Source organism: Pseudonocardia sp. N23, from assembly GCF_002583555.1.
In the GTDB taxonomy this organism is placed as follows: Bacteria; Actinomycetota; Actinomycetes; order Mycobacteriales; family Pseudonocardiaceae; genus Pseudonocardia.
In genome coordinates this window covers 112,141-127,434 of record NZ_BEGX01000001.1, presented here as the reverse complement: position 1 = coordinate 127,434, position 15,294 = coordinate 112,141, and the positions used below count along the sequence as shown (strand labels likewise).

At 72.8% G+C, this 15,294-nt stretch carries 15 protein-coding genes; 6 read left to right on the top strand and 9 right to left on the bottom strand.

The window, feature by feature from the left end:
- Positions 1-12: 12 nt before the first annotated feature.
- Complete coding sequence (locus TOK_RS00610; RefSeq protein ID WP_098955758.1) at positions 13-873, bottom strand: heavy metal-binding domain-containing protein; 861 nt, start codon at positions 871-873, stop codon at positions 13-15.
- 114 nt (positions 874-987) lie between these two features.
- On the opposite strand from TOK_RS00610, the gene TOK_RS00605 reads away from it, so the two are divergent.
- Positions 988-1,767 carry an oxaloacetate decarboxylase gene (locus tag TOK_RS00605; protein ID WP_098955757.1) on the top strand — a complete coding sequence of 260 codons (780 nt, stop codon included), beginning with the start codon at positions 988-990 and terminating at the stop codon, positions 1,765-1,767.
- 36 nt (positions 1,768-1,803) lie between these two features.
- Here the strand turns inward: TOK_RS00605 and TOK_RS00600 are convergent, their stop codons facing one another.
- Positions 1,804-3,045: an MFS transporter gene (locus TOK_RS00600; RefSeq protein WP_098955756.1), complete on the bottom strand. Its 1,242-nt coding sequence runs from the start codon at positions 3,043-3,045 to the stop codon at positions 1,804-1,806.
- Between the two features lie 206 nt (positions 3,046-3,251).
- Here TOK_RS00600 and TOK_RS00595 point away from each other — a divergent pair, with 206 nt between their 5' ends.
- The 3 genes from TOK_RS00595 to TOK_RS00585 all read left to right on the top strand — a co-directional run bounded on the left by TOK_RS00595 (position 3,252) and on the right by TOK_RS00585 (position 5,284).
- Positions 3,252-3,785 carry a TetR/AcrR family transcriptional regulator gene (locus TOK_RS00595; protein ID WP_253258096.1) on the top strand — a complete coding sequence of 178 codons (534 nt, stop codon included), beginning with the start codon at positions 3,252-3,254 and terminating at the stop codon, positions 3,783-3,785.
- Positions 3,786-3,893: 108 nt separating this feature from the next.
- Positions 3,894-4,334: a DNA starvation/stationary phase protection protein gene (locus TOK_RS00590; RefSeq protein ID WP_098955754.1), complete on the top strand. Its 441-nt coding sequence runs from the start codon at positions 3,894-3,896 to the stop codon at positions 4,332-4,334.
- 296 nt (positions 4,335-4,630) lie between these two features.
- Complete coding sequence (locus TOK_RS00585; RefSeq protein ID WP_098955753.1) at positions 4,631-5,284, top strand: GPR1/FUN34/YaaH family transporter; 654 nt, start codon at positions 4,631-4,633, stop codon at positions 5,282-5,284.
- A gap of 87 nt (positions 5,285-5,371) precedes the next feature.
- On the opposite strand, the gene TOK_RS00580 is transcribed toward TOK_RS00585, so the two are convergent.
- From TOK_RS00580 to TOK_RS00550, 7 genes are all read right to left on the bottom strand, one after another.
- On the bottom strand, positions 5,372-6,631 hold the full coding sequence (locus tag TOK_RS00580; protein ID WP_098955752.1) for an amidase: 1,260 nt from the start codon (positions 6,629-6,631) through the stop codon (positions 5,372-5,374).
- Between the two features lie 82 nt (positions 6,632-6,713).
- Positions 6,714-8,363 carry a cation acetate symporter gene (locus TOK_RS00575; RefSeq protein ID WP_374754836.1) on the bottom strand — a complete coding sequence of 550 codons (1,650 nt, stop codon included), beginning with the start codon at positions 8,361-8,363 and terminating at the stop codon, positions 6,714-6,716.
- Positions 8,360-8,710: a DUF485 domain-containing protein gene (locus tag TOK_RS00570; RefSeq protein WP_098955751.1), complete on the bottom strand. Its 351-nt coding sequence runs from the start codon at positions 8,708-8,710 to the stop codon at positions 8,360-8,362. The genes TOK_RS00575 and TOK_RS00570 overlap by 4 nt, the downstream gene beginning before the upstream one ends.
- Positions 8,711-8,855: 145 nt before the next feature.
- Entirely contained in the window at positions 8,856-10,532 is a 1,677-nt protein-coding gene (locus tag TOK_RS00565; RefSeq protein WP_098955750.1) for a cation acetate symporter, read from the bottom strand.
- The gene (locus tag TOK_RS00560) at positions 10,529-10,879 is read right to left on the bottom strand and encodes a hypothetical protein (protein WP_253258095.1); all 351 of its coding nucleotides are present in this window, start codon (positions 10,877-10,879) and stop codon (positions 10,529-10,531) included. The genes TOK_RS00565 and TOK_RS00560 overlap by 4 nt, the downstream gene beginning before the upstream one ends.
- A 34-nt stretch (positions 10,880-10,913) precedes the next feature.
- Positions 10,914-11,708, bottom strand: a complete 795-nt coding sequence (locus tag TOK_RS00555; RefSeq protein WP_098955749.1) for a LytTR family DNA-binding domain-containing protein — start codon at positions 11,706-11,708, stop codon at positions 10,914-10,916.
- Positions 11,708-12,775, bottom strand: a complete 1,068-nt coding sequence (locus TOK_RS00550) for a sensor histidine kinase (protein WP_098955810.1) — start codon at positions 12,773-12,775, stop codon at positions 11,708-11,710. The genes TOK_RS00555 and TOK_RS00550 overlap by 1 nt, the downstream gene beginning before the upstream one ends.
- 310 nt (positions 12,776-13,085) lie before the next feature.
- Between TOK_RS00550 and TOK_RS00545 the strand changes: the two genes are divergently transcribed.
- Positions 13,086-14,159 carry a class 1 fructose-bisphosphatase gene (locus tag TOK_RS00545; protein WP_098955748.1) on the top strand — a complete coding sequence of 358 codons (1,074 nt, stop codon included), beginning with the start codon at positions 13,086-13,088 and terminating at the stop codon, positions 14,157-14,159.
- 23 nt (positions 14,160-14,182) lie between these two features.
- Positions 14,183-15,064 carry a phosphoribulokinase gene (locus TOK_RS00540; RefSeq protein WP_098955747.1) on the top strand — a complete coding sequence of 294 codons (882 nt, stop codon included), beginning with the start codon at positions 14,183-14,185 and terminating at the stop codon, positions 15,062-15,064.
- The last annotated feature ends 230 nt before the right edge of the window (positions 15,065-15,294 follow it).

Here is a 15,294-nt window from a genome sequence, read left to right as displayed (position 1 = left end):
GGTCGGTAGCGCTCAGCGCAGCGGCAGGTACGTCAACGAACGGGTCGGGGCGGCCGTGCCCGTGTGGAAGCGGGCCAGCGCCGTGCCGAAGAGGGTCGCCTCGGCGACGTGGTCGCGGTGGTTCTCCCCCGGCTCGACCGACCACACCGAGAGCGTCATGTCGTCCACGACGGCGCCGTCGGCCCCGCTGCGGCGCACGGCGTCGTGCAGCAGCCGGCGGGCGTCGGCGCGGGTGGTGCCGACCAGGTCGGTGTAGCCCTCGACCTCGACGTTGCCCGCGTTCCACGACGCCTGCGCGCGGGTGGCCCAGTCGTCGTGACGGATGGCGACGGAGATGCCGTAGACGATCTGCGCAGGCATCCAGCCGGCCCGCAGCAGCTTGGCGACGTCCTGGGCGGCCAGCACCGTCGTGAAGACCCGTCCTGGCCTGGTCGTGGACCGGGCGCGCACCGCGGTGCCGAGCGCGGTGAACTCGCGGGCGCCGCCGAACTCGGTGGACTGCCCGAGCCGGATGCCGACGACACCGTCGGCGCCGATGGCGGTGGCCTCGGCGACGAGCCGGCCGATGGCGGTGTCGTAGCCGGTGTGGAGGGCCCGGACGTAGGGGGCGAAGCCGGAGAAGCGGTCGCCGTCCGACGACGTGATCGTCGTGGGCCGCCCGCCCCAGCCGTACCCGCCGCAGCCGCGGTAGCCGGCCCAGCCCATGCGCTGCACGATGCTGCCCATCACCTCGCCGACGGGGTCGAACCCGGCGACCTCGAGTCCTGCGGCGGCGGGGGCGCTCAGCAGCGACGTCCACGCCCCGCCCGCTGCGGCGCGACGTATGCGTTCCGCGGCGACCGGCGGCAGCCCCTGCCCGTCCCACTCGGCCACACGACCGACCCTAGCCACGTCCGCCGACCCGGGGGCGCGGTTGCGCCCGAGGCGTCCCCGATGCCCGGAATCCGTGTGCCGCATTGTGTCGGGGCCGACGGATAGCGTCGCTGCATGCCGTCGTTCCTCGACCTCCACCACGCCGACACCCCGCTGCTGATCCCCAACCCGTGGGACGCCGGGTCCGCCCGGCTGCTCGCCTCGCTCGGCTTCCAGGCCCTGGCCACGACGAGCAGCGGGTTCGCGGGGACCCTCGGGCGCCGCGACGGCGGCGTGACCCGCGACGAGGCACTCGCCCACGCCGCGTCGATCGTCGCGGCCACCGACCTGCCGGTCTCGGCCGACCTGGAGAACGGGTTCGGCCACTCGCCCGACGACGTCGCCGCCACCATCACCGCGGCCCGCGGCGCCGGCCTGGCCGGGGCGTCGGTCGAGGACTTCACCGGCGACGCGGCCGACCCGGTCTACTCCCGCGACGCCGCGGTCGAGCGGATCGTCGCCGCGGTCGAGGCGAGCGGCGATCTCGTGCTCACGGCCCGCTGCGAGAACCTCCTGCACGGCGTCGACGACCTCGCCGACACCATCGGCCGGCTGCAGGCCTACCAGGAGGCCGGCGCCGACGTCCTCTACGCGCCGGGGCTGGTCCGGATCGCTGATGTCGAGACGGTGGTGCGCAACGTCGACCGGCCGGTGAACGTGCTGTTGCTCGACGGCGGCCCGGCCCCCGCCGAGCTGGCCGGGGCCGGGGTCGCGCGCATCTCCGTCGGCGGCACGTTCTTCTACGCCGCGGCGGGCGCGCTGGTCGACGCCGGGACGGCTCTGCTGGCGGGCGAGACGTCGTTCTTCGCCCGGGCCGCGACCGGGCGCACGGGCGCCGCTGCAGCGTTCTCCTGATCCCCGGCCGCACCCCGAGCCGGTGACGGTCCGCCGTCAGGCGACAGCGGCGGCGCGGCGACGGCCGGCGAGACGTTGCGCGACGAGGGCCAGCACGCCGAGTGTGACGACCATGACCCCGTATCCGGCAGTCGCGACCTGCAGGCCGAGCGACGTCGCGGCGAAGCCCGCGGCGACGGCCGGGATGCTGAAGGCCAGGTAGGAGATCGTGTACGCGACCGCAAACAGGGCACCGCGCTCGTGGGGTGCGGCGATGCGCGCGTAGGTCCCGAAGGTCCCCAGCGCCGCGGCACCGAACCCGACCCCGGCGACGACGGTGCCCAGCGTCCCGACGATCCCGAGCCGGTTGTCGACGCCGACGAGCGCGACCGCGGTCCCGACGGTGACGAACACGCCCGCGAGGGTGAGCAGCCGCTCCAGCGGCCACGATCGCAACAGCAACGACGTCAGCGCGCCGGGCGCGCACAGCAGGACGACGACGAGCCCGCCGACCAGGTGGTTGTGCAGGCCGAGGACCTCGGCGGCCACCGACGGCCCGAGCGAGAAGAACAACCCGCCCAGCGACCACGAGGCCAGCAGGATCGGCACCAGGGCGATGACCTCGGCACGCAGCCTGCGCGGGACACCGACGACGGGCCGCAGCGACCCGAGCGCGCCGGGCACCCGGGCGGACGTCTCGGGCATGAACGCGACGGCGACGACGGCGACGACGAGCAGCACCAGGAAGACGACGAACACGAGGTGGGTCGGGGCCGGCGCGTACTGGACGAGGGCGCCGGCGCCGAGGGCACCGAGCCCGAGCCCGGCGACCGGGGCGACACTGCTGACCACGCCGGCCCGACCGGGTTCGTGGGTGGGGGCGTTGTCGACGAGTGCGGCGGACAGCGCCGTGATGGCGGCACCGGTGGCGAGTCCCTGCAGGGCGCGGGCGACGAGAAGCACCGGGACGCCCCCGGCGACGAGGAAGAGCACGAAGGCGACGGCCTCGAGGCCGATCGCGGCCACGAGGACGGGGCGGCGGCCGATGTGGTCGGACAGGGCGCCCGCGACGAGGAGCGAGGTGAGCAGGCCGAGGACGTAGACGGCGAAGACCACGGTGAGCGTCGTCTTGGAGAATCCCCAGGCCTGCTGGTAGACGACGTAGAGCGGGGTCGGGGCCCCCGCGGCGGCCATGAACAGCACGACGACGGCGGCGACGGCGGCGAAGGTGCGGTCACGGGACAGCCGTCGTGACGGGTTCGTCGCCGGCGGGGCGGCGGAGGGTGCGGTGGCGGACATCGCGCTCCAGACTGCAGTGATCGTTGCGTTAGAGACGACGGCGTCAACGCAACGATCGCTGCAATAATGCCGTCATGGCCACGCGCGCGGCAGACACCACCCGTTCGGACGCCGATCCGCGTCCGGAAACGGACACCACTCTCCGAACCGCCCACGCCGGACCGCGGGCGCGCCCCGGCGGCCGCTCGGCGCGCGTCCGGACCGCGGTGCACCGCGCGGTCATCGAACTACTGGCCGACGCCCCCGCCGAGCAGCTCACGATGCCCGCGATCGCCGCGCGGGCAGGCGTGCACCCGACGACGGTCTACCGGCGCTGGGCCTCCCTCGGTGACCTGCTCGCCGCCGTCGCGGAGAGCCGGTTCACCGACGACCTCGTCGTCCCCGACACCGGCTCGCTACGCGGTGACCTGCGACGTTGGGTCACCGACGTCGCCACCGACCTCACCGACCCCGAGACGCTCGCGATCATCCGCGCGGCACTGGGCAGCAGCACCGGAGGCGGGTGCGCGTGCATCGTCGAGCGCCGCACCCAGCTCGGGGCGATGCTCGACCGGGAGCGGGACCGGGGCGGCGTGGTGCCGACCGTCGACCGGGCCGCCGACGTCCTGATGGCCCCCTTGTACTTCCGCGCGCTGTTCACCGATCAGCCCGGCGACGCCGACTGGGCCCACGACCTGGCGGACTCCCTCGTCGACCACTGCGCCACGACCGCCGTGGCCACGCGACCCAGCTCAGCCTGACCTTCCGAGAGCGAGCGCACAGCGCCCTTTTCTGGACTTGATCCAGAAAAGGCGTAATCTGGATTCAGTCCAGAAAGAAGCGACTCACCCCGAGGAGGCCCACCCACCATGGATCTCGACCGCATCGGTACCGACCTGCAGGACACGCTCGTCGAGCTGACCGACCTCGCACTGCAGGCCAAGCAGCTGCACTGGAACGTCACCGGCCGCTCCTTCCTCCCGGTCCACGAGCAGCTCGACGGGCTGACCGACGAGGCGCGCGCCGCGGGCGACGCCGTCGCCGAGCGCGCCGTCGCACTGGGCCTTCCCGCCGACGGTCGCGTCGCCATCGTCGCCAAGGAGACCCCGCTCGCCGAGGCCCCCGAGGGCCGCATCCCCGACAGCGGCGCCGTCGCGCATGCCGTGCGCATCCTCGACACCGTGATCGCACGGACGCGCACCCGGATCGACCGCCTCGGCGAGCTCGACCCGGTGACCCAGGACCTGCTGATCGGCATCGTCGCCGGGCTGGAGAAGCAGCGGTGGATGTTCGACGCGCAGCAGGCCTGAGCAGGCGCCAGGACATTCCCTGAACGCCGTGACCCGACCGTCGGTCGGGTCACGGCCCTGTGACCAGCGACATCACGAATCGGTCACCGTCTCTTTTCGAGACATCCAGCGCCTCGCCACAGGGTCACGATGCGTCCGGGCCACCACGCGAGCCGGTGTGCGTGGCCCCGTCCACATCGTCGGTCCAGGAGGTCCCCGCGGCCACGGTGCCCGCGCACGCCATGGCACGCACGTCCCTCGCCGTACTCACGAAGTACTCACCGCTGCAGTACCGAACTCAACGAGGAGATCCGGTCATGACAGTCGAGAACGAGGCGCAGGCCCCCGTCGCCGAGGCGCCGGCAGCTGCTGCCGCCCCGGCCGCCAACCCGTCGCTGTTCGCGCTACCGTGCTTCCTGGTCGGGAGTATCACGCTCGGCCTGTGGCTGGTCGGCTACCTACCGGCCGCTCTTCCCGGCGGTCTGGTCCCGGCCGTCTTCTTCGCCGCCGGAATCGGCGTGCTGGCCTCGGGCCTGTGGGCCGCCCGGGCAGGCCAGAGCGCCATCGCCGGCATCTTCGGGATGTTCGGTGTGTTCTGGATGAGCTTCGGGTTCATGGTCATGGGCCTGGTCAACGGGTGGTTCGGGGTGTCCGCCACGGACGCCACCGCCGCCGCATCCCAGATCCAGTCCCTGCAGGCCACGTTCCTGATCTCGTGGCTGGTGGTGCTGGTCGTCGTCACCCTCGCGACGATGCGGCTGCCGCTGGCCTTCACCCTGCTGTTCGTCGTCGTCGACATCGCGGTCGCGCTGGTCCTCGCCGGTGTCCTCGGTGGGTCGACCGGAATGCTCACGGGCGGCGGCATCGCCGTGTTCGTGTTCTGCCTGATCGGCATCTACCTGTTCTACGACGCCATGAACCAGGAGCTGGGAGGACGGGCGCTGCCGATGGGCGCGCCGGTCGTCAAGTAGGACTCCGGGTGCGGGTCCCGCGATCCGGGGCCCGCACCCGGCACCAACCCGCGCCGGCGGCTCACCCCCGCCGGCGCTTCTTCCTCGTCAGACGTCGAGCCTCCGCTGCACCCACGCCGCCGTCGCGAGCAGCTGCGCCTCCCGTCCGGGGTGGCCGACGAGCTGCATCCCCAGCGGCAGACCCTCGGGAGTCCGCATCCCGGGCACCGCGACGGCGGGCAGGTTCATCACCTGGAACGGCCGCGACATCGTCGGCTTCCCGGTGGCGCCCAAGCCCTCCGGTGCCGGGCCGGGGGCGGCGGGCAGCAGGATCGCGTCCGCCTCGCCGAGCATCCCGGTGACCAGGTCGCGCTGGGCCGTGGCCCGGGCCCGCGCGGCCGACCACGCTGCCTCGCTGACGGTCGTCCCCTTCTCCAGCATCTCGCGCAGGATGTCGCTGAGCCGGTCGGGCACCGTCGTGAGCTCGGTGCGCATCGAGATCGCCGCCTCGTACTCCATGACCGTGAGGTGGTCGTCCTCCAGCGGTCCCAGGCGCAGCGCCGCCTCGGTGATCCGCGCCCCGGCGCCGCGCAGTGCCGCGACGGCCCGCTCCAGCCCGCCCGCCATCGCCGGCTCGACCGGGCCGAGCTCGTCGCCGCGCATCAGCAGCAGCGTGGGCGCGTCAGTGCGTGCGGCGGGCACGTCGTTCCAGGCACCGACGGCCGCACGGACCAGCGCCAGGTCCTCGACGGTCCTCGCGAAGAAGCCGACCGTGTCCAGCGACGGGCACATCGGGTGCACCCCCTCGTAGGACAGCGCGCCGACCGGCGGCACGTAGGAGGCGACACCGCAGAACGCGGCGGGCCGGATCACCGACGCGGCGGTCTGCGTGCCGACGGCCACCGGCACGACCCCGGCCGCGACCGCGGCGGCCGATCCGCTGGACGAGCCGCCCGGGGTGCGGGACAGGTCGCGCGGGTTGCGGGTCGGACCGGGCTCGAAGTAGGCGAACTCCGTGGTCACGGTCTTGCCGAGGACGATCGCGCCCGCCTCCCGCAACCGGGCGACGACCCAGGCGTCCGCGGTCGCGACGGCGCCGGCGCACAGCGGCGATCCGCACTCGGTCGGGAGCCCGGCCACATCGACGATGTCCTTGATCCCGACGGGGACGCCGTGCAGCAGGCCCCGGTGCGGGCCCGCGTCGAGGCGGCGGGCCTCGTCACGGGCGGCGTCGGCGGCGACGGTCACCCAGGCGTGGATGTCGGGTTCGGTCGCGGCGAGGCGCTCGAGCGCCTCCTCGACCAGCCGGCTTGCGGTGGTGGCGCCGCTCGCGACATCGCGGGCGGTCGCGGTCAGCGACGCGGTCACGGCAGCCGACCCTACGCCCGCACGACGGTGCGGGCCCGCGATCCCGCGGACCCGCACCGGTCGGTCGTGCTGTACCGCTGTCCTAGTGCGCGACCGGCTTCTCGGCGCCGGCACCGGTGAGCGACCGGACCTCCATCTCGGCGAAGCGGGCCTTGTCGACCTTCTCCTTCGACAGCATCGTGCCGAGGAAGCCGAGCAGGAACGACACCGGGATCGAGACCAGGCCCGGGTTGTCGAGCGGGAACCAGTGGAAGTCCACGCCCTGCAGCATCGACGGGCTCCGGCCCGTCACCGGGTCGACCGGCTTGCCCGACACCGCCGGTGAGAAGACGATCAGCACCAGGGTGATCGTGAGACCGCCGTAGATGCTCCACAGCGCGCCTGCGGTGTTGAACCGCTTCCAGAACAGCGAGTACAGGATCGTCGGCAGGTTCGCCGAGGCCGCCACCGCGAAGGCCAGCGCCACGAGGAACGCGATGTTCTGGCCGTTGGCCAGGATGCCGCCGGCGATCGCCACGATGCCGATCACGACGGCCGTGCGCCGCGCGATCTTCACCTCGGTGTGCTGGGTGTCGTCGACCTTGCCACGCTTGATCACGTTGACGTAGATGTCATGGGCGAACGACGCCGACGCAGTGATCGTGAGCCCGGCGACGACGGCGAGGATCGTCGCGAACGCGACCGCCGCGATCAGGCCCAGCAGGACCGTCCCGCCCAGCTCGTAGGCCAGCAGCGGCGCCGCCGAGTTGGCCGCACCGGGGGCCTTCTTGATCGCGTCCGGGCCGACGAGCGCACCGGCGCCGTAGCCCAGGACCAGCGTGAACAGGTAGAACAGGCCGATCAGCCAGATCGCCCAGACCACCGAGCGGCGGGCCTCCTTGGCCGTCGGCACGGTGTAGAAGCGCATCAGGATGTGCGGCAGGCCGGCGGTCCCGAGCACGAGCGCGAGGCCCAGCGACACGAAGTCGAGCTTGGTCAGCCCGGTCTTGCCGTACTGCGCGCCCGGGTTGAGCAGCTTCTCCCCGCCCTGGCCGGCGCGGTCCACGGCGCCACCCATCAGCTGTGAGAGGTTGACGCCGAACTTGCCGAGGACCCAGAACGTCATGACACCTGCGCCGACGATGAGCAGGACGGCCTTGATGATCTGGACCCACGTCGTGCCGCGCATGCCACCGATGAGCACGTAGGCGATCATCAGCACGCCGACGATCGCGATGACGATGGACTGCCCGGTCTTGGACTTGACGTCGAGCAACAGGGCGACGAGCCCGCCGGCACCGGCCATCTGGGCGAGAAGGTAGAAGAACGACACCACGAGCGTCGACGTGGCCGCGGCCGCCCGGACGGGCCGCTGCCGCATCCGGAACGCCAGGACGTCGCCCATCGTGAAGCGGCCGGTGTTGCGCAGCAGCTCCGCGACGAGCAGCAACGCGACGAGCCACGCGACGAGGAAGCCGATCGAGTAGAGGAAGCCGTCGTAGCCGTAGAGCGCGATGGCACCGGCGATGCCGAGGAACGACGCCGCCGACAGGTAGTCACCGGAGATCGCGATGCCGTTCTGGGGACCGGAGAACCCGCCGCCCGCGGTGTAGAAGTCCTTCGCGCCGCTGGTCGCACGCTTGGACACCCGCACGACGATCGTCAGCGTCACGATGACGAAGACGGCGAAGATGCCGATGTTGAGCCACGGGTTGCTGCCCGCGACGCCGCCGGCGGCCTGAGCCAGGTTCATCGCCCGCTCCCCTCGATCTCCTCACGGATGGCGGCGGCGGGTGGGTCGAAGTTCTTGTCGGCCCACTTCACGTACCAGGTGGTGATCGCGAAGGTGGTCACGAACTGCAGGAGCCCGAAGATCAGCCCGATGTTGATGTTGCCGGCGACCTTCGTCGCCATGAACGCCGGTGCGTAGCTGGCCAGCAGCACGTAGAGCAGGTACCAGACGAGGAAGGCCGCGGTCAGCGGGAAGACGAAGCGCCGCAGCCGGCGTCGCAGCGACTGGAACTCCGGGCTCGCCTGGACCGTTTCCCAGTCGGCGTCCCTCACCCCGTCCGCAGGGGGTGGTGACTCGGTGGTGCTCACGTTGCCTCCTCGCAGGCCTGCCGGTCGACTCCGGCACGAGGAAAGCGGCACCGGTGAGCAGCCGGAAGTAACGCGCGACACACACCTCACCGCGACGACGAACGGTCGACCAACGGTCGCGTTCCACGTCGAACGGTGGCGCTGGTCACGCCCGTGTCTCGTCCAGGTGGAGGCGCAACATGGCCGACTCGGCACCGGGTGGGGGCCGGTCGCGCAGCGAGACGAGCACCATCGTCAGGAAGGCCAGCGGCACCGACCAGAGCGCGGGCTGGCCCAGCAGCAGCGCCGTGACGCCGGGCGCGGGCTGGATCAGCAGGCTCGCGGCCATCACCCCCGCCGACGCGGCCAGGCCGATGCCCATGCCGACGAACGCGCCGCGCACCGTCAACCGTCGCCACCAGATCCCGAGCACCAGCAGCGGGCAGAACGTCGACGCCGCGACCGCGAACGCCGAGGTCACGACGGCCCCGACGTCGACGCGCGATGCCAGCAACGCGATCGGGACGACGACGGCCGCCGCGACCAGCGCCGTCAGCCGCAGCCGGCGCAGCGAGCCGGGCAGCAGGTCGTGGGAGACGGCGCCGGCGAGCGCGAGCAGCAGCCCCAGCGACGTCGCGAGGAACGCCGCGAACGCCCCCGCCGTCAGCAGCCCGGTGAACACCTGCCCGGCGGTGCCGTCGTCGACCCGGCCGGGCAGCTCGACGACCGCGGTGTCGGTGGCCCCCGACAGGTACAGCTCCGGCATGAGCACCCCGCCGAGCAGCCCGTACACCCACGTGAACAGGTAGAACGTGCCCAGCAGGCCGACGGTGATCGCCGCGGTCCGGCGGGCGGCGCGGCCGTCGGGGCTGGTGTGGAAGCGGACGATGACGTGGGGCAGCCCCATCGTCCCGAGGGCGGTGGCCACGAGCACCGACCACGTCGCGAGCAGCGAGTGCCCGGAGCGGTCGGAGTCGAGCAGCGGGCGCTGCCAGTCGTCGCTGCCGGGCAGGGCGGTGCCGCGGATGCGCGGCACGTCGGCACCCGCGGGGAACACCCAGCGGGCCTGGCCGGGCACGACGTACGGGCCCGGCTCCAGGTGCACCGGGACCGGACCGGCGTCGGTGTCGGCGAGGACCGTCATGGGTGCGGGGACCTCGATGCGCGTGGGCAGCCGGAACTCGACGGGCGTGTCCGCGGTGAACCGGCTGAACTCCGCCGGGTGCAGCGCGTCGTGGCGGGTCTCGGGCCCGACCGCGGTCATCAGCCACACCGCCGGGACGATGAACAGCAGCAGCTTGAGGACGAACTGGAACGCCTGCACGTACGTCGCCGCCCGCATGCCGCCGAGGGCGAGGGTGACGCTCACCGCCACCCCGGAGACGACGACACCGACCCAGTACGGCAGGCCGCTGACCGCCATCAACACCTGCCCGGCGGCGGTGAACTGCGGCACCAGGTAGAGCCCCGCGATCACGAGTACGACGACCGCGCAGAACCGGCGCAGGGCGGGTGAGCCCAGCCGCGCCTCCGCGAAGTCGGGCACCGTCAGCGCGCCGGTGCGCCGCATCGGGGCCGCGACGAACAGCAGCATCGCCAGGTAGCCCGCCGTGAACCCGACCGGGTACCAGAGCGCCCCCACCCCGTTCTTGACGACGAGCCCCGCCACCCCCAGGAACGACGCCGCCGACAGGTACTCCCCCGACACCGCGGCCGCGTTCAGTGTCGGTGAGATGCGCCGGGACGCGACGAGGAAGTCCGACGTCGACCGCAGCGCCGCGACCCCGCGAGCCCCGACGAGCAGCGTCGCCAGCACCACCGGCAGCGCGGCGAGGGCGATCACGTGTCGTCGTCCCCGGTGTTCTCGTCTGCTCGTTCGAGGCGTTCGGCCCGGCGCAGCTGCCGCCACGCGAGCAGGGCGAGCGCCGGGTAGGGCAGCACCGCGACGGCCACCCAGCTCACCGGCAGCCCGAACAGCCGCGGCCGGATCAGCTCCGGCACGGCGTCGAGCAGGATCGGCAGCCCGACGAGCAACAGCGCGAGGCCCGCCAGCCCGACGAGCGCGAGCCGCAGCTGGGCTCGGCGGAGGCGTTCGGCGCGGTCACGCTCGACCGCCGAGAGCCGCGGTGGTGGCGACGACACCGCGCCGCGCCGCGCGGTCAGCACGACGGCGGTCTGCGGGCTCGTCACGGTGATCCTGCGGGGGCGGCTCACCACGCCGAGCTCACCTGGCCCCGCGCAAGTCGCCGCGCGTCGCGGCGTCGAGGAGCAGGTCGCGCAGCGCGCGGGCGTGCCGGCGGCTCACCGGGACGTCGCCCGCGTCGGTGTGGGCGAGCAGCCCGCCGCCGCTGTCGCTGCGCAGCTCCAGCACCGAGCAGACGTCGAGCAGGAAGCTGCGGTGCACGCGGGTGTAGCCGTGGTCGGCCCAGTGCTCCTCGAGCCGCGAGATCGGCATCCGCAGCAGGTGCGACCCACCGCGGGTGTGCAGCCGCACGTAGTCGCCCTGGGCCTCGACGAAACGCACGTCGTCGCGGCGCACCCAGCGGGTCCGCCCGCCCAGCTCCACGGGCACCGCGGCCAGCTGGTCGACCGGCTCGGCCGCGCGGACGCCGGTCGGCACCTCCTCCCGCGACGCCCCCACGACGCGGCGGATCCGGGCGAGCGCACCGTCGAGACGTTCCGTCGACACCGGTTTGAGCAGGTAGTCCAGGGCACCGACGCCGTAGGCCGACACGGCGTGCTCCTCGAAGGCGGTGACGAACACGATCTCCGGTGGGTCGGCCAGCCGCGACAGCAGCGACCCCAGCTCCAGCCCGTCCATGCCCGGCATCGAGATGTCGAGGAACGCGGCGTCGAACGGCCCGTCCCGGTCGGCGGCCTGGATCAGGCGCAGCGCCGTCACCGCGTCGGCGGCCGGGACGACCTCCCCCACGCACGGCGAGTCGCGCAGCATCCCGCAGAGCTCGTCGAGGGCGGGCGCGACGTCGTCGACGACGAGGACCCGCAACCGGTCGGCCATCAGAGGGCCACCACTCCGGGCGCGAACCGCGGCACCCGCACCACGATCCGGGTGCCCGCACCCTCCGCCGTCTCGATCACCAGGCCGTACTGCGGCCCGTAGACCGCACGCAGCCTGCGGTCGACGTTCGCGAGCGCCAGCCCCGAGCCCTGCCCCTCCCCCGCGAGCGCCGCGCGGGCGTGCTCCGGGTCCATGCCGGGGCCGTCGTCCTCCACCGCGATGACGCAGTCCGTCCCCTGCGCCTCCCCGCTGACCTGCACCGACCCGCCACCCTCGATCCGCTCGACACCGTGCTGCACGGCGTTCTCCACGAGCGGCTGCAGTGTGAGGAACGGTAGTGCGACGGGAAGCACCTCCGGCGCGATGCGCACCTGCACCCGCAGCCGCTCCCCGAGCACCGCCCGCGCGAGCTCCAGGTAGGCCTCGATCGCGCGGAACTCCCCGGCCAGCGTCGTGTACTCGCCGCGGCGGGCCAGGTTGTGCCGGATGTACTCGGCGAAGTCGCGGATCAGCTCGCGGGCCCGGTCGGGGTCCGAGCGCACGAACGCCGCGATCGTCGTCAACGCGTTGTAGACGAAGTGCGGCGAGATCTCCGCGCGCAGCGCCCGCAGCTCGGCCCGCTCCGCGGCCTCCGCCGACGACTCCAGCCTGCTGCGGGCCAGCGCCTCCCCCGTCCACGCGGCCGCCTGCCGCGCCGCCGCCGCGGGCACCGCACCCACGACGACCAGCACCCCACCCGGTTCGCCGCGCACGGGCAGCGGCAGCGCGAGGGTGCGCCCGGCACGGCCCGCCCGGTGCCCGTCACGACGCACCTGGTCGACGAGGCCGGTCGCCGCCTCGTCGGGCCGCCCCGCCCACGCCAGCGGACCGGACATCCCGGCGAGACCGACGGCCTCGGCGTCGAGCAGCGACCGCAGTCGCCGCGCCGCCCTTCCGGCCCGGTCGTGGACGAGCCCGCCCCGGAGGTCCTCGGCGATCGCGGCGCCTACCGCGAGCACCGCCGTCGCATCCGACGACGGGAGCCGGCGCGACCGCCGCCACCAGCGGCGTCGCCGCGCCGCGGGCATGTCGGGATCCGCCTCGTCGGGGGCTTCGTCGCCCGCGACGCGCGTCGTCCCGGTCGCGTCCACGGCGTCACTGTAGTGACCGCGGCCACCGGAACCGCCCCTCCGCATCACCCCCGGCCCGCCACCCCGGTAGGGGATGGGCGCGGCGGCCCGGGACGGCAATCTCGACGACACGGACCGGCCGCGCCGTGGGTGCACAACGCCCGCCAGCGGCCACCGGTCGCCCGTCGGGCCCCGGTCCGGGTCCGGCATCACCTGTTCTTGTTCGTCTCAGTCTCTGTTCGACTCGGCTGCGGGGAGAAACGCACACATGCTCGCCGACCGTACGACGCTCGCCCGGTTCCTCAACGACGAGCGTCGCCGCCACCCCGACGCGGTGGGCGACCTCAACTCGCTGATCCTCGACGTCGCGATCGCCTGCAAGGCCATCGCGGGCCGCGTCGCCTACGGCGCGCTCGAGGGCGTGCTCGGTGCCCAGGGCACCGTCAACGTGCAGGGTGAGACCCAGCAGAAGCTCGACGTCATGTCCAACGACATCTTCATCCGCGCCACCGAGTGGGGCGGACAGGTCGCGGGCATGGCGTCGGAGGAGCTCGACGACCCCTACGAGATCCCCGCCGAGTTCCCGCGGGGCAAGTACCTGCTGGTCTTCGACCCGCTGGACGGTTCGTCGAACATCGACGTGAACGTGTCCGTCGGCAGCATCTTCTCGGTGCTGCGCTCGCCGGACAGCGCGGGCGGCAACCCCACCGCCGACGACTTCCTGCAGCCCGGCACCACCCAGGTCGCCGCCGGCTACGCCATCTACGGGCCGTCGACGATCCTGGTCCTCACGGTCGGCCGTGGCACGCACGCCTTCACCCTCGACCCGCGCCTGGGCGAGTTCATCCTCACCCGTGAGAACATCCGCATCCCGGACACGGCGTCGGAGTTCGCGATCAACGCGTCCAACCGCCGCTTCTGGGAGCCCGCGGTGCGCCGCTACGTCGACGAGTGCCTCGCCGGCAAGTCGGGCCCCCGCGGCAAGGACTTCAACATGCGCTGGGTGGCGTCGCTGGTCGCCGAGACCCACCGCATCCTCAGCCGCGGCGGCGTGTTCCTCTATCCGCGCGACACCAAGGACCCGGCCAAGCCGGGCCGGCTGCGCCTGCTCTACGAGGCCAACCCCGTCGCGTTCATCATCGAGCAGGCCGGTGGCGCCGCGAACACGGGCCACGAGCGCATCCTCGACGTCCAGCCCACCGAGCTGCACCAGCGCATCGCGCTGATCTTCGGTGCGGTCGAGGAGGTCGAGAGGATCTCGAAGTACCACGTCGAGAACGTCGACACCGGGGTGGACACGCCCTTCTACGGCACCCGCGGCCTGTTCCGCACCACGACCTGACCGCGTCAGCGAACGGAGACACGATGTCGAGCAAGCACCCCATCATCGCGGTCACCGGTGCGTCGGGCGCCGGGACGACCTCGGTCATGCGCGCCTTCCAGCAGATCTTCCGCCGGGAGCACATCAACGCGGCCGCGGTCGAGGGCGACAGCTTCCACCGCTTCGACCGCGCCGAGATGAAGGTCGCGATGACCGAGGCGCACGCCCGCGGCGACCACAGCTTCAGCCACTTCGGCCCCGAGTCGAACCTCTTCGAGGAGCTCGAGGAGCTGTTCCGCACCTACGCCGAGACAGGCAGCGGCAAGGTCCGCCGTTACCTCCACGACGACGAGGAGGCCGCGCCCTACAACCAGTCGCCCGGCACCTTCACGCCGTGGGCCGACCTGCCCGCCGACTCCGACCTGCTGTTCTACGAGGGCCTGCACGGCGCGGTCGTCACCGAGAAGGTCGACGTCGCGCAGCACCCCGACCTGCTCATCGGTGTCGTCCCGGTGATCAACCTCGAGTGGATCCAGAAGCTGCAGCGCGACAAGACGCAGCGGGGCTACTCCACCGAGGCCGTCACCGACACGATCCTGCGCCGCATGCCGGACTACGTGAACCACATCTGCCCGCAGTTCTCGCGCACGCACGTGAACTTCCAGCGGGTCCCGATGGTCGACACGTCCAACCCGTTCATCGCGCGCGCGATCCCGACGGCCGACGAGTCGATGCTGATCATCCGCTTCGCGGACCCGAAGGGCATCGACTTCTCCTACCTGCTGTCGATGCTGCACGACTCGTTCATGTCCCGGGCCAACACGATCGTCTGCCCCGGCGGCAAGTTCGACCTCGCGATGCAGCTGATCTTCACGCCGATGATCTGGCGCCTCATGGAACGTCGCCGACAGGGCGCCAACGCCTGACCGCCTCTCCGTTCCGCGGACGGCCCCGCCCGGCACTCCCGGGCGGGGCCGTCCTGCGTCCGGGGATCTCCGGGCGCAGCCTCACCGTCGTCCGCGCGCCCGAACCCGACCGTCGGGGTTGCGCGCGACGTCGCTGCCGACGGCCGTCGGTCGCACGCGTCGTCCGGATCTGCTGCGCCCTCGTCATTGTTGACCATCTCCGTGCGCGGATATGCTCACCGCCGGTTCCG